Consider the following 24859-nt stretch of genomic DNA (forward strand, 5'->3'; position numbering starts at 1 on the left):
AGGGAGATTGCGATGGCGTCGGGAAGCGAGGAAAGCTTCGGGCTGGGTGTGAGGCACAAGCTCGTCACACTCGCCGAGCCGAATGCCCGATGGCAGCAAGCCTATACGCAGGAAGAAGCCGCCATCCGGAAGGCGCTCGGCGATCTCCCTCTCGATATCCAGCATTTCGGCAGTACGTCGATACCGGCGATCAGGGCCAAGCGGATCATCGATATCGCCGTGGGTGTTAGGCGTTTCGACGACGGTTTTCTTTGCATCGAGCCGATGGAACAGATCGGTTATGAGTATGCCGGCAACGACATCGTTCCCAACGATCATATTTTCGGGCGCGGAATCAAAGGCGAGACGCGCACGCATCTCGTTCATATTATCGAATATGGCGGCGCCCACTGGACCCGGTTTATCCGGTTTCGCGACAAGCTCCGAGCAAACACCCCTCTCGCCAGAGCCTACGAATCACTGAAGATCCGGCTTGCCGAGGAGTATGCCGACGACCGCGCTGCCTATACGGAGGCTAAGAGAGCCTTTATCGATGAGATCGTTGCGCGAAGCGATTGATCCTTATCTTCTCCCCAACGGGGAGAACGAGAATCGTCACGCTTTCTTCTCCCAGCGCCCATCCTGAGTCTGCTGCCAATAGGTGAGGTTGTGCCCCTCGCCTTTCAGCTTCTTCCACTGCGCCCGGGCACCCTCCAACTGCTCTTGATCGTAACCATCGAACATGAAGACCACGCGCTGGTAATTCCCGACATCCGAGGCTTCGGCACCATCGATGAAAAAGCGGACCGTAGCGTTGTTCGGGTTGCCGGGCGAGACAGTGAGCAGCACCGGCTGTTTGTCCGGCATTTCTCCATCATCCGTGCCATGCGGCAGGAAACTGTCCTCGCGATAGGTCCACAGGTGCGCGTCGAGGGCATCCCGCCGCGCTGGTTCGCGCGTTTGGATGGCAACCTGCCAGCCGCGCTCGACACTTTTGTCGATCAGCGGCGGAAGGGCATCTTCCAGCTTGGATTCGGTCAGGTGATAGAAGAGAACGTCGGTCATGCCGCTCCTTCTATCTCAAACACCTTCGAAGGTCACGATTCGTAGTTCTGACGGACCAGCTCATCGAGCAGGCGCACGCCGAAACCCGAGCCCCAGGATTGATTGATCTCGTCCTGGATCGAGCCCATGGCGGTGCCGGCAATGTCGAGATGCGCCCAGGGCGTTTCCTGGACGAAACGCTTGAGGAACTGTGCGGCCGTGATCGAACCGGCATGGCGTCCGCCGGTGTTTTTCATGTCGGCGAACTTGCTGTCGATCATCTTGTCGTAGTCCTTGCCGAGCGGCATGCGCCATAGGCGCTCATTGGTGGCAAGGCCGGCGGCGGTCAGTTCATTCGCCAACTTATCGTCGTTGCTGAACAGGCCGGCATGCAGATTGCCGAGCGCGACGAGAATCGCGCCGGTCAGCGTCGCGAGATTGATCATGAACTGCGGCTTGAAGCGGTCGTTGGTGTACCAGAGCGCATCGCAGAGCACGAGCCGGCCTTCTGCGTCGGTGTTGATCACTTCGATCGTCTGGCCCGACATGGAGGTGACGATATCGCCGGGACGCTGGGCATTGCCGTCAGGCATGTTTTCGACCAGACCGATCACGCCGATGGCGTTGACCTTGGCGCCGCGGGCGGCGAGCGCGTGCATCAGGCCCGTAACGGCGGCGGCCCCGCCCATATCGCCCTTCATATCCTCCATGCCGGCAGCCGGCTTGATGGAAATGCCGCCTGTGTCGAACACCACGCCTTTGCCGATGAAGGCAACCGGTTTGTCCTTCGGCTTGCCGCCCTTCCACTGCATGATCACCAGACGCGGCGGACGCACCGAACCCTGCGCCACGCCAAGCAGCGCGCCCATGCCGAGCCGGCGCATTTCCCGTTCGGTCAGGATCTCCACTTCGACGCCAAGCTTTTCCAGTTCCTTGGCTTTGGCGGCAAACTCGGCCGGGCCGAGAACATTCGGAGGCTCGTTGACGAGATTGCGCGCCAGAATCACGCCGTCGGCAATCGCCTCTGATGAGGCAAAGAGCTTCTTGGCGGCAACCGCATTCGCGGTGACGATCGTCACCTTGACGAGCTTCTGCGTGCCGTTCTTGTCCTCGTCGTCGCTCTTCTTGGTCTTGTAGGTATCGAAGCTATAGGCACGCAATAACATGCCGAGGGCGAAATCGGCAGCCGCCTTGGCCTCGGTCTCGCCGCCAAGTACATCGATGAAGATTGCAACCTTTTCCACGCTGCGGATTTTCGCAGCAGCGCCGCCGCCGAGCTTCAGCCAATCATGCGCACTGAGCTCCTTCGCCTTACCCGTGCCGATGACAATGATCCGGTCGACCGGCGAGCCTTCGGGTGCGACGATATCGAGACTGCTCAGGCCCTTGGCGGTGAAGCGGGCGATCCGGGCGGCCTTGGCGAACACATTGGCCGGATCGGCGCTTTCGGCGCCTGCCGGCAATTCGCTGTCCGTGTCTTTCAGAAGAATGGCCAGGCCGCCGCTCAGCCGAGCCGATTTGGCAAAGGAAATCTCGAATTTCACAGACATTTCTGCTCCGGTAAACGCGTCGTGCAAAATAGAATTATACACGCCGGATCATTTAAGGTTTTGCTATCAAATACAAGCTTTGGGCGAAACATTCCGCCAAGAAACACCTTCGGGACCTTCAAATCCTTGTCATCTACCTCCACTAGCTTGCGCGCATGTATTGGGTATCGCCGCTTGCGCGGCGCGATCTTCTATCGGAACTCCGCCTTGATCATAGACTCCACCAGCTTCGATCGCCGGGATCGTTTTCCCGAAATCCTGCGACCGCGCACGGCAGGCGATGCTTTCGTCGTTCTCTTTTGTCTCTGGTGGGTATTGCTCGGGCTGTTTTCGATTCTCCCACAGGTCGATCTTGCCGTCGCCGATATGTTTTTCCTGCCCGAGCAATGCGTTCTTCCCGTCAAGCCCGGCCAGATCTGCGGCATTTTCCCTTATAATGACGATCCGCATATGCGCCTGCTCAGAGAGATTTTCTTTCAGATACCCTATATCGTCGCGATCGCTCTATGCTGCATGCTGTTCCTGTGCTGGCAGCAGCACGGCGCAACCTTCAAAACGTTGAGAGCCCGCAATCTGAAAATCGCGCTTGGCTCGCTGCTGCTCGGCCCAGTGCTGATCGTCAATCTCTGGCTCAAGACCTTTTCGGGCCGCCCCCGGCCGCGGCAGACCGATCTCTTCGGCGGCATGCTCGATTTCGTTCATGCGGGTTCCTTTGCCGGAAAATGCGCCAGCAACTGTTCCTTCATTTCAGGCGAAGCAGCGGCTGCCGGCTGGTTGTTCTGCCTGATCTTCATCATCCCGCAGCCGGCGCGGACAGCTTTCGCCTTGCCGATCGCAGCCGTTTCGATTCTCATTCCGGCCCTAAGGGTGGCTTTCGGCGGTCACTACCTCTCGGACGCCGTTCTGGGCTGGCTTTCCTCGCTTGTCATATTGTCGGCACTCATGGCGTTATCCCAAACGACACACAGCAGAAGAAATTCAGAAAATTAACGAATTTTTTGCGAGTGGGTTGTCGCCAAAAAAACGCAAACAGCGTAGAGGAGGATGAATCTCTGCCGGCTCGCACGGCGGAGTGTTGCGTTTAAGGGCCGGCATGAAATTATTCGAAACATATATCGTACGGCGTGTCGGCATGATGTTCCTGGTAGCGCTGCTGCCGGTGCTCGCCATCATTTGGACGACCCAGGTGCTGCAGCGCATCAATCTGGTGACCGACAGCGGCCAGTCGATTGGCTCATTTGCCAAGCTGGCGACTCTCATCCTGCCGACGATCATTCCCGTGGTGCTGCCCTTCGCGCTGGTGATCGGCATCACGCAGACGCTGACGGCGATGAATAGCGATTCGGAGCTGACCGTCATGGAGGCGGCAGGCGCACGACGCAGCATCATCATCCGCCCGATCATGATTCTCGCGATAGCTATCAGCGTTTTCTCATTCGTCGTCGACAATATGGTCGAGCCGAAGGCGCGTGTCGCCGCCCGCGAGATGGTTGCCGAAGCCTATGCCGACCTGCTCTCGACCGTTATCGAAGAGAAGAATTTCCGGCGTATCGAAGACGGGCTCTATGTGCAGATTTCCCAGCGCATGTCGGGACGAATCCTGAAGGGGCTGTTCGTGGTGGATTCGCGCGACCCCGGCTTCGATCTCATCTATTATGCCAAGGAAGGCGCGGTCGATGCGAGCGGCACATCGCTGCTGATGAAGGACGGCGAAGTTCACCGCAAGACCCCCGACGGCAACGTCTCCGTCATCAAATTCGATTCTTATTCCTTCGACCTTTCCGACATGACGCAGAGCCGTGGCCAGGCAACGCTGCGCGCCGGCGACCGCGATCTGGGCTTTCTACTCCACCCGGATCCGAACGATGCGGATTATAAAGCAAAACCAGGAGGTTACCGCTCGGAGCTACACCGGCGCCTCACCGACTGGGCCTTGCCGGCAATCTTTGCTCTAATATCCCTGGTCATTGCCGGCGATGCACGATCCCATCGCGAAGCGCGGCTGCATCCGATGGTGTCGGCGCTTACCATTGCTTTCGCTTTGCGCTGGGCGGATTTCTATGCGGCAAACCAGATCGAGAATGCCCCTTATTTCATCGGCGTCCTCTATGCGGCCAACATCGGCGCAGCCCTGATTGCGATTGCCCTGCTGTTCAGGAACCGCAAGATGTCGGTGCCGACGTCAATCCGCAACCGCTTCAGCAACTGGCGGCAGAAGATCCAGGATCGCATGCCGGCTCCCGGCAGCTCCAATGGGGGCGGAGCATGATCTTCAATACGCTCGGCCGCTACTTCTTCATCCGTTACGTCGTGACGACCTTTTGGTTTTTCCTCGGCGTGGTCTCGATCGTTTATCTCGTCGATTTCAGCGAGACCGCCGGCCGGCTCGCCGGTCTTCCCGGATATACGGTCAGAACCGGCTTGCTGATGACGGCCGTCAGACTGCCGTTCATCCTGCAGCAGACGGTACCGTTCATCGCACTTTTCGTCGGCATGACGGTGCTGATCGCGCTCAACCGGCGTCGCGAACTCGTGATTGCCCGTGCGGCCGGCATCTCCGTCTGGCAGTTCATGACGCCCTTCGTGATCGGCGCCTTCTTCGTCGGCCTGCTCACGATGTTCGCTCTCAATCCGGTGGCGGCATGGGGACAAAAGCAGGCGGAAACGATGGAAGCCGACCTGCGCGGCGACCCGTCCTATCACAACACACTTTCGATCCCGTGGCTGCGCCAATCGAACGGCAAGGACGACGTGATCATTGGCGCAAAAGCTGTTCTCGACAACGGCACGACGCTGATGAACGTTGTGTTTATCCACTTCGATTCACAGGGGAATATCGTTCTCAGACAGGACGCGCAGTCGGCAAAGTTGGAAGATGGTTACTGGCTTCTTAACAGTGTCGTCGAGCGCAGCCCGGGCGAAATTCCCGTTCATAAAGGCACGACACAGGTTCGTACGAATCTGAAACAGGATTTCGTGTCAGAGCGTTTGGCGCAGCCTGAAACCATTGCTTTTTATGATCTTTCTAATCGAATTAAGATAGCAAAGTCTTTTGGCATCTCGACCAAAGCTCTTGAGACCCAATTTCACTCTCTGCTATCGCAGCCATTCCTGTTGGTGGCGATGACTCTGATCGCAGCCACCGTCTCGTTAAAATTCAGTAGATTCAACCAATCGCGCTCCGTGATTCTGGGTGGAATCCTCTCAGGCTTCGTGCTTTATGTTGTCACCGTGCTGGTAAAGGCATTCGGGAGCAGCGGAGTGGTTCCTCCTTTCGTGGCGACATGGATACCCGTGATCGTCGCATTGGCATTCGGAGCAACGATCCTGCTTCATCAGGAGGACGGCTAAGTGGCGGCAGGCAACCGCAAGAGTATCAGGAAATTTGTCGCTGCCCTCGTCATGGGCGCGGCCGCGTATGCATTTGTCATGAGCCCGGTCGTAGCTTACGCCCAGGACAACAATAATAACGGCGGCGCTGGCGCTGCGACCTCTCCCGTTAAGGTCAAGGTGCCGGAAGGCTCCAAGCTGATCCTTTCGTCGAACGAATTGGTCTATAATAAGGATACACAAATCGTCACCGCCAGCGGTGCCGTGCAGATCAACTATGGCGGCTACAAGATGGTCGCGCAGAAGGTTGAATATAATCAGAAAAGCGGGCGGATGACGGCGATCGGCAATGTCGAGCTGATCAGCCCGGACGGCAACCGCATGTATGGTGACAAAATGGATGTCACCGACAGCTTCTCGGACGGTTTCGTCAACGCTCTGCGCATCGAAATGCCAGACAATACGCGCATGGCCGCCGAAAAGGGCGAACGTGTCGGCGGAAACCAGTTGATCCTGACGAAGGGCGTCTACACCGCCTGTTTGCCGTGCTCCGAGCAGGGCCGCGCGCCGCTATGGCAGGTCAAGGCTCAGCGCGTGGTGCAGAACGGCGTGACGCATACCGTCCGTCTCGAGCATGCCCGCTTCGAACTGTTCGGCCAGCCGATCGCTTACGTTCCATGGATCGAAGTTCCGGACAATACGGTGAAGCGCAAGTCAGGCTTCCTGTTTCCGTCGATGAGCTACGCGGAGAACCTCGGCTTCGGCGTGAAGGTTCCCTACTACTACGTTATCTCGCCCAGCATGGACGCAACGATCAGCGCCACCGGCTATACAAGCCAAGGCTTGCTGCTCGAAGGTGAATTCCGGCAGCGCTTTGAAAACGGCACGCACATTCTGCGCGTCGCCGGTATCAATCAGATGAGTCCGGACCAGTTCACCGCCAATACAAGTGACGCCGAACATAAAACTCGCGGCGTCGTTTCGTCGAAGGCCGATTTCAGAATCAATCCTCGCTGGACATTCGGCTGGGATGTCATGGCGCAAAGCGACAATAACTTTTCGCGCACCTATGGCTTGCAAGGTCTCAGCCAAAGCACGCACACGAACGACATCTATTTGACGGGTCTCGGCAAGCGCAATTATTTCGATATGCGCGCCTTCTATTACGATATTCAGGACGCCGACGACAACAGCACCGCCGAAAAGCAGCAAGCAGTCGTCTATCCGAGCGTCGACTATCACTATGTGGATCCGAACTCTGTCTATGGCGGCGAGTTGTCCGCGACGATGAACTTCACGCATTTGTCGCGTGACAAGGCTTCCACACTAGACAACGTCAACAATCTCGGCGACTCCAGCCTGAACGACCGCTTCCTCGGTCTTTCCGGAAGCTATACGCGTCTTAGCACCGAACTGCAGTGGCAGCGTACCTTCACCACCGATCAGGGTCTGGTCCTGACACCGCTTGCGGCCGCTCGCGGCGACGTCTATGGCCTCGGTATGGATTCGCCCGTCGGCGATTATTCCGGCAACTACGACACCAGCGATTACGCGACGCGCGGCATGGTGACGGCCGGCCTTGAAGCCAAGTACCCGTTCCTCATCACCACCAGCAACAGCACCCATGTGTTCGAGCCGATCGCGCAGGTCTATGTGCGCCCTGATGAGCAACTTGCGGGACGGCTGCCGAATGAAGACGCCCAGAGCTTTGTTTTCGATGCGACCAACCTGTTCGATCGCGACAAGTTCTCCGGCTTCGACCGTATAGAAGGCGGCACGCGTGCCAACGTGGGCTGGCGCTATACGGGCAGCTTCGACAGTGGCTATAAGTTGCAGCATATCTTCGGCCAATCGTACCAGCTTGCCGGACGGAACTCGTTTGCAACCGACGATCTGGTAGGTGCCGGTTCGGATTCGGGGCTTGAAACCACCCGCTCCGACTATGTCACGATGTTTGGCCTCTCGACGCCGCAGGGCATCTCGCTTTCGCAGTCCTATCGCTTTGACGAAAAGGATTTCGCGTTCCGTCGCGGCGATACCCAGGTCGGCTTTGCAAACGACGACTTCCAGACCTCGGTGACCTACACCCATATCGCCGCTCAGCCGCAATATGGCTTCACCTCGGATCAGGACGAAATCCAGACCCGCGCACAGATCAAATTCAAGAACTATTGGTCTGTCTTCGGCACGGTCAGCTACGACCTCAACGACAGCGAGATCACCCGCCAGGGCATCGGCCTGTCCTATGAGGACGAATGCACGATCTTCAGCGTCTCCTTCCTGGATAAGAAGGATTCGACGAACCAATCGGGAAGCGACTGGTCGATCGGCGCCCGCATAACGTTCCGTACGCTCGGAGACGTCAATCTCGGCAACGTTCAGGACGCGACGTTCTGATCATTCAACTGCAAAAGGGCCGGCTCTGAAACCGGCCCTTTGCTTTGTATGGGACCGCCATTCCCCTCCTTGTCATTGTTTCGCCGCAAGGATTTTGCAATTCATCGTGCTTGTTGTAGATATTGGCGCGAAATTGCCGTATTGCGCCAATGGCGTCCCAATGTGACGCAGTGCGGACAAAGACCTTTGGGAAGGGGTAGTTGATGTTCTCTGGAAAGACACCGATGCGCGCTGCGCTGTTCGGCGCCGTAGCGTTGGTTATGGCCTCTTTTGCTTTGCCAAGCAGCGATGTTGCCTTCGCAGCGAGTGAGGTGAAGGTCGTCGTCAACAACACGGTGATTACATCGGGCGATATCGCCAAGCGCGTCAACTTCCTGAAATTGCAGCATGCGAAAGGCGACCTCAACAAGCTGGCGCAACAGCAGCTCGTCGACGAGACGCTGAAGCGTGCGGAAATCGCCCGCGTGCGTATGTCGGTATCGACGACGGACGTCGACAATGCATTTGCCCGCTTCGCCGCCAGCAACAAAATGTCGCCGCAGCAGCTTGGACAGATCCTGGACAAGATGGGCGTCACCACCGATCACTTCAAATCCTATATCGCCATTTCCATGAGCTGGCCGCGCGTCGTCAACGCCCGCTTCGGCTCGAACGGCGGCAACCGCATGTCGAATGACGACCTCGTGACGCGCATGACGGAAAACAAGACGAAGCCGGTCACGACGGAATATTTCCTGAAACAGGTGGTCTTCGTTGTACCGGCTGCGAAGCGCAACTCAATTCTCGGCAAACGCAAGGCCGAGGCGGAAGCATCGCGGGCCAAGTTCCCCGGTTGCGACCAGGCGAAAGTCTTTGCCGCGACGATGCATGACGTCTCCGTCCAAGACCTCGGCCGCGTGCTTGCTCCCGATCTTCCGGATGCCTGGAAGCCGCTGCTGGAGAAGGCGAAGGGCAATACTACGGATGCGATCGTCACCGATCGCGGTGTCGAATATGTCGCCATCTGCTCGCAGCGTCAGGTGAATGACGACGTCGCCGCCGCGGCCGTGTTCCGCGCCGAAGACCTCGGCAAGGCAAACGCGCAGGGCGTTAGCGCCAACGACAAGAAGTACATGGACGAACTGCGCTCCAAGGCGCAGATCCTCTATCGCTGATCGTTCCCGATGCCCTCGCGCCCTTCCCGCCCCCTTGCACTCACGCAGGGGGATCCAGCAGGTATCGGACCTGACATCACGCTCGCCGCTTGGCTTCGCCGCGGCGAGCTCGGCTTATCTCCGTTCCTGTTTTTCGGCGACCCACACGTCCTTTCGGCGCGAGCGCGTCAGTTGAATCTGACCGTGCCGCTTCGGGAAGCCGATGCGTCGACTGCTTTCGGCATCTTTCGCGATGCTTTGCCAATAATGCCTATCGCCGCCGGCATGGATGTGGTTGCCGGCGAACCGCATGTGGTGACGGCCAAGGCGACGATTGCTGCTATCGAAATGGCGGTGTCGCTCAGCATGAAGGGAGAGACCTCCGCGGTCGTGACCAATCCGATCGCCAAGTCGGTCCTTTACGACGCCGGCTTCGGCTTTCCCGGCCATACCGAGTTTCTTGCCGATTTGGCGACGCGCGCGACGGGCAAGCCGGTGATGCCCGTGATGCTGCTTGCCGGGCCGAAGCTGCGGGCGATACCCGTCACCATCCATATTCCGCTGAAGGATGTACCGCAGGCGCTGACCTCGGATCTGATTGTCGAGACCTGCCGGATTACCGACCACGACCTCAGGGCTCGTTTCGGCATTGCAGCGCCGCGGCTTGCGGTCGCCGGCCTCAATCCGCATGCCGGCGAGAGTGGCGCGATCGGTAAGGAGGATGAAGAAATCATCCGTCCGGCAATCGATGTGCTGCGCAACGAAGGCATCGACGCCTTCGGCCCCCTGCCCGCCGACACAATGTTCCATGAGGATGCGCGCCGTCGCTACGATGTCGCCGTCTGCATGTATCACGATCAGGCTTTGATCCCGGCCAAGGCCCTCGGCTTCGATGAGTCCGTCAATGTCACGCTTGGCCTACCCTTTGTCCGCACCTCGCCGGACCATGGCACGGCCTTCGGCATCGCCGGCAAGGGTATTGCCAAGGAGGACAGTCTCGTGGCGGCGCTCAAGCTGGCGAGCGAGATCAGCCGCGCGGCGGGAAGCAATCGCTGATGGCTGCACTCGACGGTCTGCCGCCGCTTCGCGACGTCATCCAGCGTCACGGTCTCGACGCACGCAAGGCACTTGGCCAAAACTTCCTGCTCGATCTTAATCTGACGCAAAAGGTTGCCCGCACTGCCGGCTCGCTGGACGGCGTCACTGTCTTCGAAGTCGGCCCGGGACCAGGCGGGCTGACGCGTGCCATCCTTGCGCTTGGTGCCGCCAAGGTTATCGCCGTCGAGCGCGATGCGCGCTGTCTGCCAGCGCTTGCCGAGATCGCCGATCACTATCCCGGCCGGCTGGACGTCATCGAAGGCGATGCGCTGAAAACGGATTTTGCGGCGCTGGCGCCGGAAGGGCCGGTCAAGATCATTGCCAACCTGCCCTATAATGTCGGCACACAGTTATTGGTGAACTGGCTGTTGCCGGGCCATTGGCCACCCTTTTGGCAATCCCTGGCGCTGATGTTCCAAAAAGAAGTCGGCCAGCGGATCGTTGCCGACGAAGATGACGATCACTATGGCCGCCTCGGTGTTCTCTGCGGCTGGCGCACGAATGCGCACATGGCCTTCGACGTGCCGCCGCAGGCATTTACACCGCCACCCAAGGTGACATCGACAGTCGTGCATCTGACGCCGAAGGAAAACCCGATCCCCTGCTCCGTCGACAATCTGGAAAAGGTGACGCAGGCTGCCTTCGGCCAACGGCGCAAGATGCTGCGCCAAAGCTTGAAACCCCTTGGCGGCGAGGCGCTATTGCGGAAAGCCGATATCGACCCTCAGCGGCGCGCCGAAACACTTTCCGTGGAAGAGTTCTGCCGGCTGGCGAATTCTCTTTGATCGCTGTTCACAGCTTCGGCGTTTCTTCCAGCAGGCCACGAACGAAGTCGAACATGCCGTGCCGGCGGTCGCGGCGCAGGCGCTCGGCCTTGACGATCGACTGAACCGCGTCGAAGGCGGCGTTCAAATCATCGTTGATGATGACATAGTCATATTCGCGCCAATGGGCGATCTCGGCTCTGGAATTGGCAAGCCGCGTGGCGATCACCTCTTCGGAATCCTCGGCGCGACGGTGCAGACGCGATTGCAGCTCCGTCATGGTCGGCGGCAGCACGAAGATCGACACCACATCGGCGGGCATCTTTTCCTGCAGTTGCTGCGCGCCCTGCCAGTCGATATCGAAGAGCATATCGCGGCCGTCGGCCATCGCCGTCTCCACCGGCTCGCGCGGCGTGCCATAGAAATTGCCGTGTACCTCCGCCCATTCGAGCAAGGAGTCGGAATCACGAAGCCGCTCGAACTCCCGCGGCGAGACAAAATGATAATGCACGCCGGCAATCTCGCTCGGCCGCCGTTGCCGCGTCGTGACGCTGACCGAAAGACCGATCTGCTTGTCTGTTTCCAGCAAGGTGCGCGCGATCGTCGATTTCCCCGCGCCTGACGGCGAGGAAATGGCGAGCATCAGCCCCCGGCGAGCAATCGAAATGGATGTGGATGTCGCCGGCTTCATGGCTTACTCCAAATTCTGGACCTGTTCGCGGAACTGGTCGATGACCACCTTCAACTCGATGCCGGCGGCGGTGACCGCTGCGGCATTCGACTTCGAACAGATAGTATTCGATTCCCGGTTAAATTCCTGTGCAAGGAAATCAAGCTTGCGTCCGATGGGTCCGCCTTTGGCGATCAGGTCGCGGGCCGCCGTCACATGCGCCTTCAGCCGGTCGATCTCCTCGCGCAGATCGGCCCTGGTGGCGATGAGAGCGGCCTCGGCATGCAGCCGATCGCGATCAAGACCGGAAGTGCCGTCCAGAAGCATGGCAACCTGCGCCGCCAGCCTCGCGGCGATTTCCTGCGGCGAGCGGGACGGATCGTTTTCCACCATCGCCGTCAGCGTCTCGATGACGCCGACATGGCCGAGCAGAATTTTTCCGAGTGCCTGCCCTTCCCGACGGCGCATATCGCTGAGGTCGCCAAGCGCGGCTTCGAGACCCGCCATGATCTCGTCATCACGCGCGGCAAGCGCTTCTTCGCTCTCCTCAGCTTCCTTGAACTCGACAATGCCGCGGATGGCAAGCAGCGTGTCCAGCCGCAACGGCGCAGGATCGATGACGCCGACGAGCTGACCGCGGAGCGCCAGCACGGTCGCCAGCGCGTCCTGATTGACGACCGCTTCGACGCGGCTCTCATCGACGGATAAGGAGAGGCCGACCTGCAGATTGCCGCGCGAAAACCTGTCGGTGATGAGCTTGCGTATATCGGTTTCCAGCCGTTCCAAACCTGGAGGCAGGCGCAGGCGCAAATCGAGGCCCTTGCCGTTGACCGATCGCAATTCCCATGCCCAACGAGAGCGCCCACTCGTTCCCTCACGCCGGGCAAAACCGGTCATGGACTGCAATGCCATGCAAGCCTCCGATAATTTTCGTCCGCGATCCCTAGGCGATCATGGACCAATGCAAAGGTGAGACCACGCCGTGCGGCCGTTCGAAAGCACGGCGCAGCAGAGATTAGTTCGTCTTCTTTTTCTGCGGCGTGGTCGCACCGGCCGTAGCGCCGCCGTCGTCCGGCTGACCATCGACGGCAATCGCGCTGGGGTCCTCGCCTTTTTCCGCGACGAGCTTGCGCCAGCGCTTGACGTTGGCATTGTGGTCTTCCAGCGTCGCGGCGAAGACGTGGCCGCCCGAGCCATCGGCAACGAAATAGAGATCCTGCGTCTTCCAGGGGTTGGCAACGGCATCGAGCGCATCCTTGCCGGGATTGGCGATCGGCGTCGGCGGCAGGCCCTTGATGATGTAGGTATTGTAGGACGTTTCTTTTTTGAGGTCCGATTGGAAGATCGTGCGATCGGCCGGTTTGCCGTCGCCGCCGAAGAGCCCATAGATGACGGTCGGGTCGGATTGCAGGCGCATGCCCTTGCCGAGGCGGTTGAGGAAGACGGACGCCACGTGAGCGCGCTCATCGGCAAGCCCCGTTTCCTTTTCGACGATCGAGGCCAGCGTGACCAGATCCTGCTTGTTCGTCAGCGGCAGCGACGGATCGCGCTTGTCCCATATCTCGTCGACCAGCTTTTCCTGCGCGGCCTTCATCTGATCGATGATTTCGGTACGCTTGGCGCCGCGCGTGAATTTATAGGTATTGGGCTCCAGGCTGCCCTCCGGCGGCAAGGTCGACGGCAGATCGCCCTCCAACACCGGGTCGGCCTGCAGCTTGTTGAATATTTGCCGCACGGTCAGGCCTTCCGGCAAGGTCACCGAATAGAGGATCGATTTGCCGGATTTCAGCAACTCCATGATGTCCTTCATGGAGGCGCCGGCTTTGATCTCATATTCGCCGGATCGCAACGATTCGCCATTGTGCAGATGGGTTGCCGTCAGATAGCGGAAGATGCGGGCATCGGAGATGATGTTGCTGGCTTCGAGCCGGCTCGAAATCTCTGCAAGGCCCGCGCCGCTGCGCACGATGAAGTTGGTGTTCGTCGTCAGCGGCCCAGGGCTCTGATAGGCGGAGATGGCGTAATAGGTGCCGACGAGCGCGAGAACGATCACGAAGACGACCAGCGTCATCAGAAAGTTCAGGAAGATCACCATCTGACTGCGGGCTTTGCGGGAGCGCTTCGGCGGATCCGGAACACGCTCCGGACGCAGAGCTTCATTGGCCGATTTCGGGATGATCGGCCCCTTCTGCCCGTTCGGAGTTCCGTTGTTCTGGTTCGTATCGCTCACCGGCAATCCCTTCATTTGTCATTGCCTGCTCTTTGACCAAGCAATGCGGCAAAAAACAGGTTCAGAAGATAAAGCGGAGCCTGGTGAAGATCCGCTTTCGACCGATCAGACATTGCTCAGGCGCATCCGTGGACACGCAAGGAGCACAGCGACATTCAAGGATGGCGCATAGTTTTGCCGAAAAGCACTTCTGCTTTCCGGAACTACGCGCTGTTTTTATGCCTCAAAGCGACGCAGGACAAGTGATGCGTTGGTACCGCCGAATCCGAAGGAGTTCGACAGCGCAACATTGATGTCCCGCTTGCGGGCCTTATGCGGGACGAGATCGATGGCTGTCTCCCGCTCCGGATTGTCGAGATTCAGCGTCGGCGGGGCGATATTGTCGCGAATGGCAAGCGTTGCAAAGATCGCCTCGATCGCGCCGGCGGCTCCCAGGAGATGTCCGGTCGCCGACTTGGTCGACGACATCGAGATCTTGGAGGCTGCGTTGCCGACCAGCCGCTCGACAGCGCCAAGCTCGATCGTGTCGGCCATGGTCGAGGTACCATGCGCGTTGATGTAGTCCACGTCCGCAGGCGTCAGGCCGGCGCGCTTCAAAGCCGACGTCATGCAGCGAAACGCGCCCTCGCCGTCTTCGGAGGGCGCGGTGATGTGGTAGGCGTCGCCCGAGAGGCCATAGCCGACCACTTCTGCATAGATCTTGGCGCCGCGCGCCTTGGCGTGCTCCAGTTCTTCCAATACGACGATACCTGCGCCCTCGCCCATGACGAAGCCGTCGCGGTCGCGATCATAGGGACGCGACGCCTTTTGCGGATCATCGTTGTGCTGTGTCGACAGCGCCTTGCAGGCCGCAAAGCCGGCAAGCGCGATACGGCAGACCGGAGCTTCTGCACCGCCGGCCACCATGACGTCGGCATCGCCGAGCATGATCAAGCGGGCCGCGTCGCCGATGGCATGTGCGCCGGTGGAGCACGCCGTCACGACGGCATGGTTCGGACCGCGCAGCTTGTGGCGGATCGAGACCTGGCCGGAAACGAGATTGATGAGACGTCCCGGAATGAAGAAAGGCGAGATGCGGCGCGGACCCTTGTCGCGCAACGTATAGCCGGCCTCGACGATGCCTTCGAGACCGCCAATACCGGAGCCGATCATGACGCCGGTTGCGATCTGGTCTTCATCGGAGGTCGGATGCCAGCCGGCATCGTTCAGCGCCATATCGGCCGCTGCCATGCCGTAGATGATGAAAGGATCGACCTTTCGCTGCTCCTTCGGCTCCATCCAGTCGTCGGCGTTGAATGTGCCGTCGCTGCCATCACCGACCGGAACACGGCACGCGATTTTCGCGGCGAGATCCTCGACTTCGAATTCTGTCACAAGACGCGCGCCGTTGTGCCCGGCAATCAAGCGCGACCAGGACACTTCCGTGCCACAGCCCAAAGGAGATACCATGCCGGTACCCGTGATAACGACACGTCTCATCGCCCGCAGACCCCCGTCTTTTTATAATGCCATGCGTATGAATATGATCCGTCCGACCCCGCCGGACGAAATAGGGCGGACTCAGAGAGCCCGCCCGTTACAAAGCGCAAAGGATTAGGCCTGAGCCTTTTCAATGAACTTTACCGCATCGCCGACCGTCAGGATCGAGTCGGCAGCATCGTCAGGAATTTCGACGCCAAATTCTTCTTCGAAGGCCATGACCAGTTCGACCGTGTCGAGCGAGTCCGCGCCCAGGTCGTCGATGAAGCTTGCGCTTTCAACAACCTTGTCGGCGTCGACGCCAAGATGATCAATAACAATTTTCTTTACGCGTTCTGCGATATCGCTCATGTCGGTTTCCTCGACCTTATTTATGTCCTGATCAGAATGCCGTGTGACATCCCTACCCTGTTCAAGCCTGCAACGCCTACATGGCGCCGCTGGCAAACCCGTTCAACCCGGCTTTCAGATCCGGTCCGGCCGCCGTACACGCGGCCCGGTCCGTCTGCATTTTCGGGACGACTGATCACAGTCATGGCCCGCTTAACACGGTTTAAGTCTGTCGCAAAGCCAGAAAATCGCCGCTTCCAGGTTGCTCAACATGCTATTGGAGGGGAAAGTTCCCCCCAAGAGACTTTTCCTTTTTCAGATCATCGCCATGCCACCGTTGACGTGGATCGTCTGGCCGGTGACGTAGCTTGCTTCGGAGGAAGCGAGATAGGCGACGGCTGATGCGACCTCGGCACCGTTGCCCATGCGCTTCATGGGAATGGCGCCCATGATGGCCTCTTTCTGCTTGTCGTTCAGCTTGCCGGTCATGGCGCTCTCGATGAAGCCGGGAGCGACGCAGTTGACCGTGACGTTGCGTGTTGCGATCTCCTGCGCCAGCGACTTGGTGAAGCCGATCATGCCGGCCTTGGAGGCGCAGTAGTTGGCCTGGCCGGGATTACCGGTGACGCCAACGACGGAGGTGATGTTGATGATGCGGCCATAGCGGCGGCGCATCATCGGATGGGTCAGCTCCCGCGTCAGGCGGAAAACGGCGGTGAGATTGACTTCCAGCACGCTGTCCCAGTCCTCGTCGCTCATGCGCACGAACAGACCGTCCTTGGTGATGCCGGCATTGTTGACCAGGATGTCGACGCCGCCGAGTTCTTCCTCGGCCTTGGCGCCCAGCGCCTTGACCTCATCGCGATCGGAAAGGTTGGCCGGAAAGATCTTGACGCGGTCGCCAAGTTCGGCGGCCAGAGCCTCGAGCTTCTCGACGCGCGTGCCGTGCAGGCCGACGACGGCGCCCTGCTTATGCAGCAGCCTTGCGATCTCTTCGCCGATACCACCGGAAGAGCCGGTTACCAGGGCCTTGCGGCCGGTCAAATCGAGCATATGGTGTCCCTCGTTCGTTAATTTCTGTATTAGCCAAGCAGGCTGGCGAGAGCGGTGTCGATATCGGTCGTCGTGTTGACGGCGATGCCGTTCACCGATTTGTCGATGCGCCGGGCAAGGCCTGTCAGCACCTTGCCAGCGCCGATTTCATACAATGTTGTCACATTGTTGGCGGCGAACCATTCCACCGTCTCGCGCCAACGGACCTGGCCGGTCACCTGGGCGACCAGCAGATCGGCGATTTCGCCGGCGTCCTTCACCGGCGCGGCGCGAACGTTGGCGACGACAGGCACGACGGGATCGGACTTTGCGACCTCCGCCAGAGCCGCGCGCATCGCCTCGGCGGCAGGCGCCATCAGCGACGAATGGAAGGGGGCTGATACGGGCAGCAGAATTGCGCGCTTGGCACCCTTGGCGGTTGCAAGCTCGGCAGCCTTTTCGACCGGGGCCTTCTCACCGGAAATAACGATCTGACCGCCGCCATTGTCGTTGGCGATCTGACATGCGCCGATCGCCAAAGCTTCGGTGCAGACGTCGACGACGTCGGCATGGTCCAGACCGATGATCGCCGCCATCGCGCCGACGCCGACTGGAACCGCCGCCTGCATGGCATTGCCGCGAATGCGCAGCAGCCGCGCCGTATCGGCGAGCGAGAAGGTGCCGGCGGCACAAAGCGCCGAATATTCGCCGAGCGAATGACCAGCCACATAGGAAACTTTGCTTTTCAGATCGAAGCCGCGCGCCTGGAGAACGCGCAGAACGGCGATCGACACCGCCATCAGCGCCGGCTGTGCATTCGCCGTCAGCGTCAGCCTGTCGTCCGGGCCGTTGAAGATGATGTCAGAAAGCTTTTCACCGAGCGCTTCGTCGACTTCCTCGAAGACGGCGCGCGCTTCGGCGAAATTGTCGGCGAGATCCTTGCCCATGCCGACGGTCTGGCTGCCTTGGCCGGGAAATGTGAAAGCAACAGTCATTATATCAAGCTTCCTTCGGGGGTCGTTTCGCTTCCCAATGACATTGTTTGCGGTGGAGTCAATAGCGCAGCCCCTGCAGTCACTGCCTTTTGCGTCTGCGAGACGTCTCGATTTTCTTCTTGCGCTTGCTCATTTCCGATCTAGATTTGCACGATCCTTCCCCACGACCTTTTCCGCAAGCATCAAGGTTTTCCCATGAAGTATAAGAATTTAGGCCGCACCGATATTTCCGTTTCGCAGATTTGCCTGGGCACGATGACCTGGGGCACGCAGAACAGCGAGGCCGAGGCGCACGAGCAGATGGATTATGCGCTTCACAAGGGCGTCAATTTCTTCGACACGGCTGAAATGTATCCGACGACGCCGGTCGGTGCGGAGACCCAAGGCCTTACTGAGAAATATATCGGCACCTGGTTCGAAAAGACCGGCAAGCGCCGGGATGTCGTGCTTGCCACCAAGGTGGCAGGCCCAGGACGCGACTATCTGCGCGGCGGCCAGGGCGCGGATGCTGCCAATATCCGCGCGGCAATCGACAGCAGCCTGAAGCGGTTGAAAACCGACTATATCGATCTTTATCAGGTGCATTGGCCGAACCGCGGCCATTTCCATTTCCGTCAGAACTGGCGCTATAACCCCTTCACTCAGGACCGCGAAAAAGCGGTCGCCAACATTGCCGAAATCCTGGAGACGATGGGCGAGTTGGTGAAGGCCGGCAAGATCCGCGCCATCGGTCTTTCCAACGAGACGACCTGGGGCATCCAGAAATACCTGACGATCGCCGAGCAGAGGGGCCTGCCGCGCGTCGCCACCACGCAGAATGAATACAATCTGCTCTATCGCCACTTCGACCTTGATCTCGCCGAGCTGTCGCACTACGAAGATGTCGGCCTGCTCGCCTATTCGCCGCTCGCAGGCGGTATCCTCAGCGGCAAATATGTCGGCGGCGCACGTCCTGCCGGCTCGCTCGGGTCGATCAATACCGACATCGGGGGCCGTCTGCAGCCGCTGCAGGAGCCGCCGGTCAAAGCCTATCTGGAAATCGCCGCCAAATATCACCTCGATCCGGCCAAGCTGGCGCTCGCCTATTGCCTGACCAAGCCCTTCATGACTTCCGTCATCATCGGCGCGACCTCGATGGCGCAGCTCGAAACCGACATCGCTTCGGCCTATGTCACGCTGCCGGAAGAGGCGATTGCCGAGATCGAAAAGGTACACCGGCTATATCCGATGCCGATGTAATGTTCCCCGAAAGCGCCTTGCCTCAATGGCAAGGCGCGACGGCCAGCGAAATATCTTTCCAACCGCACTTGCGACAATGCATCGTCCGACATCGGCAGTCGGCACACGTGCGGCGGAACATGCCGCGAAATATGACCTCAGATGTAATTGAGATACGTCGCACCGGCCCGTAACTTCTGGGCATCTCCACAAGAGATAGACACTGAATTGGTGTCGCAGGAAGTACAGGCATCAAGCACCGGCGGTTTCACGCCGGGAGCTGCAGCCGCTTATTGCCCTAAGCAACACGTCCGGAGACAGACAATGAATGAGATGATTTTCACCAAGCGTGAAGCGCCAGACTGGCTGCTGGCCTTCTGGAAGGAAATTGACGACAAGACGTTCGGCAGCGGCTTCGACTGCTTTGCGGAAGATGCTACCGCCAACCTGGGCGTCGCCGAATGGAAGGGCTGCGAGACGATCCGCGAAAGTCTGCGCGCGTTCATCGACACCGGATTTACCGCCCTTCATGATGTGACGGAATATTGGGACGGCGGGCTCCTCAAGGTCTTCCGCGGCTTCGTTACCATGACGCCGGACGATCCGAACCGGCCGGTCGTCAAGCCCGTCATGACGCACTTCTTCTACATGGACGAGGCCGATCACACTAAGGTGCGTCACTGGTTTGGTTCTGTAGGGCCAGTGCAATTCTAACACTTCCATGCAAGACGTAGATGCCGTGGGCGGCCGTTTTTTTGATCAGGCCGCCACGGCATAATCCCTACGGAGACCTCCATGACCAACAGCGATGCAGCCTTATCGGTCTCGAAACAGCTTGGCCCGTTGCTGCGCCACTGGCGGGAGGTGCGCGGCAAAAGCCAGCTCGATCTTTCAATGGATACGGGCGTTTCGCAGCGTCACATCAGCTTCGTCGAAAGCGGCCGCAGCGTTCCCAGCCGCGACCGGCTGCTGACGGTTGCGGAGGCGCTCGATGTGCCGTTCCGGGAGCGCAACACGCTGCTGCTCGCCGCAGGTTACGCGCCGATCTATTCGGACGATTCCTGGGACGCGCCGGAAATGCAGCCGGTCGCCGATGCTCTGCGGCGCATGTTGCGCCAGCATGAACCTTTCCCCGCTGTTGTCATGGACCGCTATTGGAACGTTCTGATGTCCAATTCCGCCACGCTCCGCTTCTTCAACTGTTTCATCGATATGGCAGCGCGCAAATCGCCGCGCAACCTGCTGCATTTGATGTTCGACCCTGCGGGGATGCGTCCCTTCATTCACAACTGGGCGGAGACTTCCAGAAGCTTGCTAGCGCGCGTTCATCGCGAGTCCGTCGGCCGGGTCGTCGACGATAAGACCCGGGAACTGCTGAGAACGCTGCTTGCTTATCCCGATGTCGATGTCGACTGGAAAGCGCTCGCCGCGCCAATCAGCACACCCGTCGTTCCATTGACCTTTGTGAAAAACGGCAAGAACCTTGGCTTCTTTTCATTGGTAACGACGGTCGGCACCCCGATGACCATCGCATCGCAGGAACTCAGGCTCGAATGCATGTTCCCCACGGATCAGCAGAGCGAACGTCTCTATGCCGAAATGGTGGAGATTGCGCCGATGCCGGTATTCCCTGCGGATCATTAATGAATCCATTGTCCGCAGACGTCGGCACCGTCCTTGTTGAGGGCGGGCCCGCCATTTACATGCTGTCGCGTAAGGACGTTCCGCGATAGGATGCGCCCATCATTCTCCGCCGCTTGTAAGGCAGGCCATGCAACCAAAGGAGAGACCGATGCAAGAGCCCCTCGTCGTCCGCCAGGAACGGCGCATCCCGGCACCGCCAGCCGCAGTGTTCGCGCTCCTGACCGATCCGGAGAAGATTTTGCGCTGGATGGGTACGGAGGCGCAGGTCGAGCCGAAGCCCGAGGGGCTTTATCTCGTCAACGTCACCGGCGCTCGCTTTGCCCGCGGTTCCTTTCGCGAGGTGGTACCGGTCCACCGCCTGGCCTACAGCTTCGGCTGGGATGGCAGTGAGGTGGTTCCGCCGGGATCGAGCCTGGTCGAGATCGACCTGATCGAGCAGCCGGACGGAACGCTGCTGCGCCTGACTCACACCGGCCTGCCCAATGCCGAACAATGCGCCGGCCATGCGGAAGGCTGGAACCACTATCTCGGACGGCTGGCCGAGGCTGCAGCCGGGCGTGATCCCGGTCCGGATATCATGGCTGGCAGAAAATAATCATTGCCCGTTCCCGAATTCATCGGTCCTGAGCCGATCGCAGTTCCCGGCGAACCTTTCGGCGTTGCGGCGGCGCACCTGGAAACTGGCGTCACACGCAGAAGCACCAGCCCAACGGCGGATGACAGCCTGCGGCTGCCGTGGCATGATCAGACATGGATTTGCCCCTCCCCCTTGCCTGGCTGGTTGACGAGGCCGATGCCTCTCCCGACCCTGAACGGTTCCTGGCCGAGCTCGGCGGTCGCCTGCTCGCCGATGGCCTGCCGCTTGCCGGAGGCGCCCTGTCGCTTGCGGTGCCGCATCCGATCATCGCGCGGCGCATTTGGCTATGGCGGGCGGAAACCGGGACCGTTATCGAGGCATTCGGCTTCGTCGGCGGGCCACCCAGCCAAGCCGGACGCGAGTGGCTCGCCGGGCTTGGTCCGGTACATGAAGACACGGTCGGTTCGGCTGCGGATAGTCCGGTGCTGGGCTGGGCGGGGCTTCGGCCGTTCGATCCTGCCGAAGCCGACCGATTGCGGCAGGCGGCGCGCTTCGCCGCAGCGCCTTTGGGCGCCCTGGCCTCGCGGGCGGCATTGGCAGCGTTGCTCGAGGCCTATCTCGGCCGGCGCAGCGCAGCGCGGGTTCAAGCCGGCGCGCTTCAACGCGGCACCGGGGAAACGATCCGCGCGGCACTGCTCTGCGCCGATCTGCGCGATTTCACCGCTTTGTCCGAGGCGACCGAGCCGGCAGCGATGATTGCCTCCCTCGACGCCTGGTTCGACCGCGTTGCCGGCGCGGTGCACGCTTTCGGAGGCGAGGTGCTGAAATTCATCGGTGACGGCGCGCTCGCGATTTTCCCGGTCACCAGCACACCGGGCGATGCCTGCGAGGCGGCGCTGCGCGCGGTCGCCGCCGCCCGCGCCGGCATGGTTCATCTCGATACGGTGCGGCAAGCGCAGGGGCTGCCGCCGCTGCCCTTTGGTGCGGCATTGCATTTCGGCGAGATGTTGTGGGGCAATATCGGCGCAGCCGACCGGCTGGACTTTACCGCGATCGGCCCCGCGGTCAACCTGGTGAGCAGGCTCGAAGGCCTATGCAAGCCCCTTGGTCGCAGTGTACTTATCTCTGGCGCCGTTGCAGCTCAGACGACAGCCACTTTGATCCCCTTGGGCGAGCACCCGTTGCGCGGCATCGCCGACCCCTGCGCGGTCTTCACCTTGCCGGAGGATTGAGCTCGTGCGCCCCAGTCCACGCAGGTGTCCGCTGCCGGACAACCAATTCGCCCCTTGCCTTTCGCAGAAAAATCCGTATAAGCCGCCCTGTTCGCAACCCGGTCTTCTGGCTGGTGGCTGAACGGAGGGCCGGTTTTCTTCGTTGAAAATCGTTCGGAACGGAAGCGTTCCAGCCTCCCGTGTCTCCGCTCTCGACCGTCTCGGAAACGCTTTTCTTGCTTGGGGTCACCCCTCTCAGGAGCAGTCGTTGAGGCTTAGCCGCTAGATCCCGGGTTCAGACCAACGCAAGAAAGGCAAAGCTATCATGGCTCTTTACGAACATGTATTCCTTGCCCGGCAGGATATTTCCGCGCAGCAGGTCGACGCCCTCGTAGAACAGTACAAGGGTGTTATCGAAGCTAACGGCGGTAAAGTCGGGCGTATCGAAAACTGGGGCCTCAAGTCCCTCACCTACCGCATCAAGAAGAACCGCAAGGCTCACTACGCCCTGATGGACATCGATGCGCCGGCCGCTGCGATCCAGGAAATGGAACGCCAGATGCGCATCAGCGAAGACGTCCTGCGCTACATGACGATCGCTGTCGAGAAGCATGAAGACGGTCCGTCCGCCATGATGCAGAAGCGCGACCGAGACGACCGTCCGCGCCGCGATGGCGACCGTCCGGAGCGCAGCTTCGGCGATCGTGGTCCGCGCCCGGATCGTGGTGACCGCGAAGATCGTCCGCGCCGTCCGCGCGAAGACCGCGTATAAGGAGATCTGAGAATGTCTGAAGTTTCCTCCGCACCGGTCCGCCGTCCGTTCCACCGCCGTCGCAAGACCTGCCCGTTCTCGGGCGCCAATGCGCCGCGCATCGACTACAAGGACGTCCGCCTCCTGCAGCGCTACATTTCCGAGCGCGGCAAGATCGTTCCGTCCCGCATCACGGCCGTTTCCCAGAAGAAGCAGCGCGAACTCGCCCAGGCGATCAAGCGCGCCCGTTTCCTCGGCCTGCTGCCCTACGTCGTCGCTTAATCGCGCCGGCGCTGCTTGAATGAATGCGGGGAAGGCAGTCTGCCTTCCCCTCTCCTTCCGCGGTGGGCGCGGACCGGAACCTTAAAACCCCATGTTGGGGACGGCTTTCAGACCGGAGTGTCGGAAGCATCCTCTAACTGCTCGATACGAAGCAGGACAGCGACGTGAAACAGATGAACCCGAAAGTGCTTGGTATCGGCGCCCTCGCCGGTCTTACCGCCGCCCTACTTGTGTATGGCGCGACGGTGCAGCCATTGCTGTTCATCCTGTTCGGCGCACTTTCCGTTCTTCCGATCCTGATTGTTGGTCTTGGCTGGGGCAACGCGGCCGTCATCACCGCCGTCCTGGTGGCAGGCGTCATCGGCGCAATCTGGCAGTCGGTATATTTCGGCGTATTTACACTCGTGCTGACGCTGATCCCGGCTTGGCTCAGCCATCTCGCCAATCTAGCGCGTCCGGCTTCCGAACTCGGCGGCCCAGACCACCTGATGGCTTGGTATCCGCTCTCCGACATCATGCTGCATCTCTGCGGCCTCACGGCGGCGACCGTCATCATCGTCGGCGCGATCATGGGCTACAATGCCGATCTAGTCGGCCAGGTTGTCGACGCCTATGTCGGCGCCGTGAGCCAACAGTCCCCCGACCTTCAGCTCGATCCGATTGCGATCGCAAAGATGAAGTCGCTGATGCTTTACATGATCCCCATCGCCTGGGGCATAATCTGGGTCATGATGCTACTCGCCACCTATTATGTGGCAATCCGCATTGTTGCGGCCTCAAAGCATGGTCTGCGCCCGCGGGAGGATATCCCTTCGTCATTGCGCATGAATCGCAATGCAATCTTCATCTTTCTCGCCGCTATCGTCGCCCTCTTTTTCGGCGGCACGCCGGCATTGATCGGCGCGGCTGCGGTTGGCGCTTTCGGGGCAGGCTTTCTCGTCTCCGGCTTTGCGGCGCTCCACTACCGCACACGCGGCAAGGACTGGCGCGTGCCCGTGCTCATCCTCTGCTATCTGACGTCGCTTATGCTGACGCTGCCGCTGTTCATCATCCTCATTCTCGGTCTTGCCGATACGCGCAAAGCGATCGCCCTGACCCCGAACAAAAATACCGATCATTCCAAACAACCAGACACGAAAATCTGA

Annotated in this window: 25 protein-coding genes; 16 read left to right on the forward strand and 9 right to left on the reverse strand. The window is 59.9% G+C overall.

Annotated elements, in window-relative coordinates; all coding sequences use genetic code 11:
* Positions 1–12 precede the first annotated feature (12 nt).
* Positions 13–558: a GrpB family protein gene (locus QDY28_RS03780; protein ID WP_331380331.1), complete on the forward strand. Its 546-nt coding sequence runs from the start codon at positions 13–15 to the stop codon at positions 556–558.
* 36 nt (positions 559–594) lie between these two features.
* Here the strand turns inward: QDY28_RS03780 and QDY28_RS03785 are convergent, their stop codons facing one another.
* A complete protein-coding gene (locus QDY28_RS03785) occupies positions 595–1044 on the reverse strand; it encodes a DNA polymerase III subunit chi (RefSeq protein WP_331380332.1) in 450 nt (149 codons plus the stop codon).
* 32 nt (positions 1045–1076) lie between these two features.
* Entirely contained in the window at positions 1077–2573 is a 1497-nt protein-coding gene (locus QDY28_RS03790) for a leucyl aminopeptidase (RefSeq protein WP_331380333.1), read from the reverse strand.
* 207 nt (positions 2574–2780) lie between these two features.
* On the opposite strand from QDY28_RS03790, the gene QDY28_RS03795 reads away from it, so the two are divergent.
* From QDY28_RS03795 to rsmA, 7 genes are all read left to right on the forward strand, one after another.
* Positions 2781–3563, forward strand: a complete 783-nt coding sequence (locus QDY28_RS03795; protein WP_331380334.1) for a phosphatase PAP2 family protein — start codon at positions 2781–2783, stop codon at positions 3561–3563.
* 103 nt (positions 3564–3666) lie between these two features.
* Positions 3667–4842, forward strand: coding sequence for an LptF/LptG family permease (locus QDY28_RS03800; protein WP_331380335.1), 1176 nt, complete (start codon positions 3667–3669; stop codon positions 4840–4842).
* Positions 4839–5924, forward strand: coding sequence for an LPS export ABC transporter permease LptG (gene lptG, locus QDY28_RS03805; protein ID WP_331380336.1), 1086 nt, complete (start codon positions 4839–4841; stop codon positions 5922–5924). Before QDY28_RS03800 ends, lptG begins: the two co-directional genes overlap by 4 nt.
* The gene (locus tag QDY28_RS03810) at positions 5925–8300 is read left to right on the forward strand and encodes an LPS-assembly protein LptD (protein WP_331380337.1); all 2376 of its coding nucleotides are present in this window, start codon (positions 5925–5927) and stop codon (positions 8298–8300) included.
* 260 nt (positions 8301–8560) lie between these two features.
* Complete coding sequence (locus QDY28_RS03815) at positions 8561–9454, forward strand: peptidylprolyl isomerase (RefSeq protein WP_331380441.1); 894 nt, start codon at positions 8561–8563, stop codon at positions 9452–9454.
* Positions 9455–9463: 9 nt separating this feature from the next.
* Positions 9464–10489, forward strand: a complete 1026-nt coding sequence (pdxA, locus tag QDY28_RS03820) for a 4-hydroxythreonine-4-phosphate dehydrogenase PdxA (RefSeq protein ID WP_331380338.1) — start codon at positions 9464–9466, stop codon at positions 10487–10489.
* Positions 10489–11316 carry a 16S rRNA (adenine(1518)-N(6)/adenine(1519)-N(6))-dimethyltransferase RsmA gene (rsmA, locus tag QDY28_RS03825; protein WP_331380339.1) on the forward strand — a complete coding sequence of 276 codons (828 nt, stop codon included), beginning with the start codon at positions 10489–10491 and terminating at the stop codon, positions 11314–11316. Before pdxA ends, rsmA begins: the two co-directional genes overlap by 1 nt.
* Positions 11317–11323: 7 nt before the next feature.
* Here the strand turns inward: rsmA and gmk are convergent, their stop codons facing one another.
* The 7 genes from gmk to fabD form a co-directional block, all read right to left on the reverse strand.
* Complete coding sequence (gene gmk / locus QDY28_RS03830) at positions 11324–11986, reverse strand: guanylate kinase (protein ID WP_331380340.1); 663 nt, start codon at positions 11984–11986, stop codon at positions 11324–11326.
* Between the two features lie 3 nt (positions 11987–11989).
* Positions 11990–12877, reverse strand: a complete 888-nt coding sequence (locus tag QDY28_RS03835; protein ID WP_331380341.1) for a YicC/YloC family endoribonuclease — start codon at positions 12875–12877, stop codon at positions 11990–11992.
* A gap of 103 nt (positions 12878–12980) precedes the next feature.
* A complete protein-coding gene (gene mltG / locus QDY28_RS03840; RefSeq protein ID WP_331380342.1) occupies positions 12981–14210 on the reverse strand; it encodes an endolytic transglycosylase MltG in 1230 nt (409 codons plus the stop codon).
* A 201-nt stretch (positions 14211–14411) separates the two neighbouring features.
* Complete coding sequence (fabF, locus tag QDY28_RS03845; protein WP_331380343.1) at positions 14412–15674, reverse strand: beta-ketoacyl-ACP synthase II; 1263 nt, start codon at positions 15672–15674, stop codon at positions 14412–14414.
* A 114-nt stretch (positions 15675–15788) separates the two neighbouring features.
* On the reverse strand, positions 15789–16025 hold the full coding sequence (locus QDY28_RS03850) for an acyl carrier protein (protein WP_003547058.1): 237 nt from the start codon (positions 16023–16025) through the stop codon (positions 15789–15791).
* Between the two features lie 294 nt (positions 16026–16319).
* Positions 16320–17057 (reverse strand): 3-oxoacyl-[acyl-carrier-protein] reductase, encoded by a 738-nt coding sequence (gene fabG, locus QDY28_RS03855; protein WP_331380344.1) that lies wholly within the window; start codon positions 17055–17057, stop codon positions 16320–16322.
* A gap of 29 nt (positions 17058–17086) precedes the next feature.
* The gene (fabD, locus tag QDY28_RS03860; protein WP_331380345.1) at positions 17087–18031 is read right to left on the reverse strand and encodes an ACP S-malonyltransferase; all 945 of its coding nucleotides are present in this window, start codon (positions 18029–18031) and stop codon (positions 17087–17089) included.
* A 195-nt stretch (positions 18032–18226) separates the two neighbouring features.
* Here fabD and QDY28_RS03865 point away from each other — a divergent pair, with 195 nt between their 5' ends.
* The 8 genes from QDY28_RS03865 (at position 18227) to QDY28_RS03900 (ending at position 24859) form a co-directional block, all read left to right on the forward strand.
* Positions 18227–19270 (forward strand): aldo/keto reductase, encoded by a 1044-nt coding sequence (locus QDY28_RS03865; RefSeq protein ID WP_331380346.1) that lies wholly within the window; start codon positions 18227–18229, stop codon positions 19268–19270.
* A 303-nt stretch (positions 19271–19573) separates the two neighbouring features.
* Positions 19574–19963: a nuclear transport factor 2 family protein gene (locus QDY28_RS03870; protein WP_331380347.1), complete on the forward strand. Its 390-nt coding sequence runs from the start codon at positions 19574–19576 to the stop codon at positions 19961–19963.
* Positions 19964–20044: 81 nt separating this feature from the next.
* Positions 20045–20893, forward strand: coding sequence for a helix-turn-helix domain-containing protein (locus QDY28_RS03875; RefSeq protein WP_331380348.1), 849 nt, complete (start codon positions 20045–20047; stop codon positions 20891–20893).
* A 148-nt stretch (positions 20894–21041) separates the two neighbouring features.
* Positions 21042–21488, forward strand: coding sequence for an SRPBCC family protein (locus tag QDY28_RS03880; protein WP_331380349.1), 447 nt, complete (start codon positions 21042–21044; stop codon positions 21486–21488).
* Positions 21489–21643: 155 nt separating this feature from the next.
* Positions 21644–22702, forward strand: coding sequence for an adenylate/guanylate cyclase domain-containing protein (locus QDY28_RS03885; RefSeq protein WP_331380350.1), 1059 nt, complete (start codon positions 21644–21646; stop codon positions 22700–22702).
* 304 nt (positions 22703–23006) lie between these two features.
* The gene (gene rpsF, locus QDY28_RS03890) at positions 23007–23453 is read left to right on the forward strand and encodes a 30S ribosomal protein S6 (protein WP_112506918.1); all 447 of its coding nucleotides are present in this window, start codon (positions 23007–23009) and stop codon (positions 23451–23453) included.
* A gap of 12 nt (positions 23454–23465) precedes the next feature.
* Positions 23466–23714: a 30S ribosomal protein S18 gene (rpsR, locus tag QDY28_RS03895; protein WP_004122103.1), complete on the forward strand. Its 249-nt coding sequence runs from the start codon at positions 23466–23468 to the stop codon at positions 23712–23714.
* 164 nt (positions 23715–23878) lie between these two features.
* Positions 23879–24859 carry a DUF2232 domain-containing protein gene (locus QDY28_RS03900; protein ID WP_331380351.1) on the forward strand — a complete coding sequence of 327 codons (981 nt, stop codon included), beginning with the start codon at positions 23879–23881 and terminating at the stop codon, positions 24857–24859.

This window comes from Rhizobium sp. BR 362 (assembly GCF_036528765.1).
Lineage (GTDB): Bacteria > Pseudomonadota > Alphaproteobacteria > Rhizobiales > Rhizobiaceae > Rhizobium.

Coding starts and splice junctions, on each gene's coding strand:
- QDY28_RS03780 (WP_331380331.1), top strand. CDS start 13: ATGGCGTCGGGAAGCGAGGAAAGCTTCGGGCTGGGTGTGAGGCACAAG.
- QDY28_RS03785 (WP_331380332.1), bottom strand. CDS start 1,044: ATGACCGACGTTCTCTTCTATCACCTGACCGAATCCAAGCTGGAAGAT.
- QDY28_RS03790 (WP_331380333.1), bottom strand. CDS start 2,573: ATGTCTGTGAAATTCGAGATTTCCTTTGCCAAATCGGCTCGGCTGAGC.
- QDY28_RS03800 (WP_331380335.1), top strand. CDS start 3,667: ATGAAATTATTCGAAACATATATCGTACGGCGTGTCGGCATGATGTTC.
- lptG (WP_331380336.1), top strand. CDS start 4,839: ATGATCTTCAATACGCTCGGCCGCTACTTCTTCATCCGTTACGTCGTG.
- QDY28_RS03815 (WP_331380441.1), top strand. CDS start 8,561: ATGGCCTCTTTTGCTTTGCCAAGCAGCGATGTTGCCTTCGCAGCGAGT.
- pdxA (WP_331380338.1), top strand. CDS start 9,464: ATGCCCTCGCGCCCTTCCCGCCCCCTTGCACTCACGCAGGGGGATCCA.
- rsmA (WP_331380339.1), top strand. CDS start 10,489: ATGGCTGCACTCGACGGTCTGCCGCCGCTTCGCGACGTCATCCAGCGT.
- gmk (WP_331380340.1), bottom strand. CDS start 11,986: ATGAAGCCGGCGACATCCACATCCATTTCGATTGCTCGCCGGGGGCTG.
- QDY28_RS03835 (WP_331380341.1), bottom strand. CDS start 12,877: ATGGCATTGCAGTCCATGACCGGTTTTGCCCGGCGTGAGGGAACGAGT.
- mltG (WP_331380342.1), bottom strand. CDS start 14,210: ATGAAGGGATTGCCGGTGAGCGATACGAACCAGAACAACGGAACTCCG.
- fabF (WP_331380343.1), bottom strand. CDS start 15,674: ATGAGACGTGTCGTTATCACGGGTACCGGCATGGTATCTCCTTTGGGC.
- QDY28_RS03850 (WP_003547058.1), bottom strand. CDS start 16,025: ATGAGCGATATCGCAGAACGCGTAAAGAAAATTGTTATTGATCATCTT.
- fabG (WP_331380344.1), bottom strand. CDS start 17,057: ATGCTCGATTTGACCGGCCGCAAGGCCCTGGTAACCGGCTCTTCCGGT.
- fabD (WP_331380345.1), bottom strand. CDS start 18,031: ATGACTGTTGCTTTCACATTTCCCGGCCAAGGCAGCCAGACCGTCGGC.
- QDY28_RS03865 (WP_331380346.1), top strand. CDS start 18,227: ATGAAGTATAAGAATTTAGGCCGCACCGATATTTCCGTTTCGCAGATT.
- QDY28_RS03870 (WP_331380347.1), top strand. CDS start 19,574: ATGAATGAGATGATTTTCACCAAGCGTGAAGCGCCAGACTGGCTGCTG.
- QDY28_RS03875 (WP_331380348.1), top strand. CDS start 20,045: ATGACCAACAGCGATGCAGCCTTATCGGTCTCGAAACAGCTTGGCCCG.
- QDY28_RS03880 (WP_331380349.1), top strand. CDS start 21,042: ATGCAAGAGCCCCTCGTCGTCCGCCAGGAACGGCGCATCCCGGCACCG.
- QDY28_RS03885 (WP_331380350.1), top strand. CDS start 21,644: ATGGATTTGCCCCTCCCCCTTGCCTGGCTGGTTGACGAGGCCGATGCC.
- rpsF (WP_112506918.1), top strand. CDS start 23,007: ATGGCTCTTTACGAACATGTATTCCTTGCCCGGCAGGATATTTCCGCG.
- rpsR (WP_004122103.1), top strand. CDS start 23,466: ATGTCTGAAGTTTCCTCCGCACCGGTCCGCCGTCCGTTCCACCGCCGT.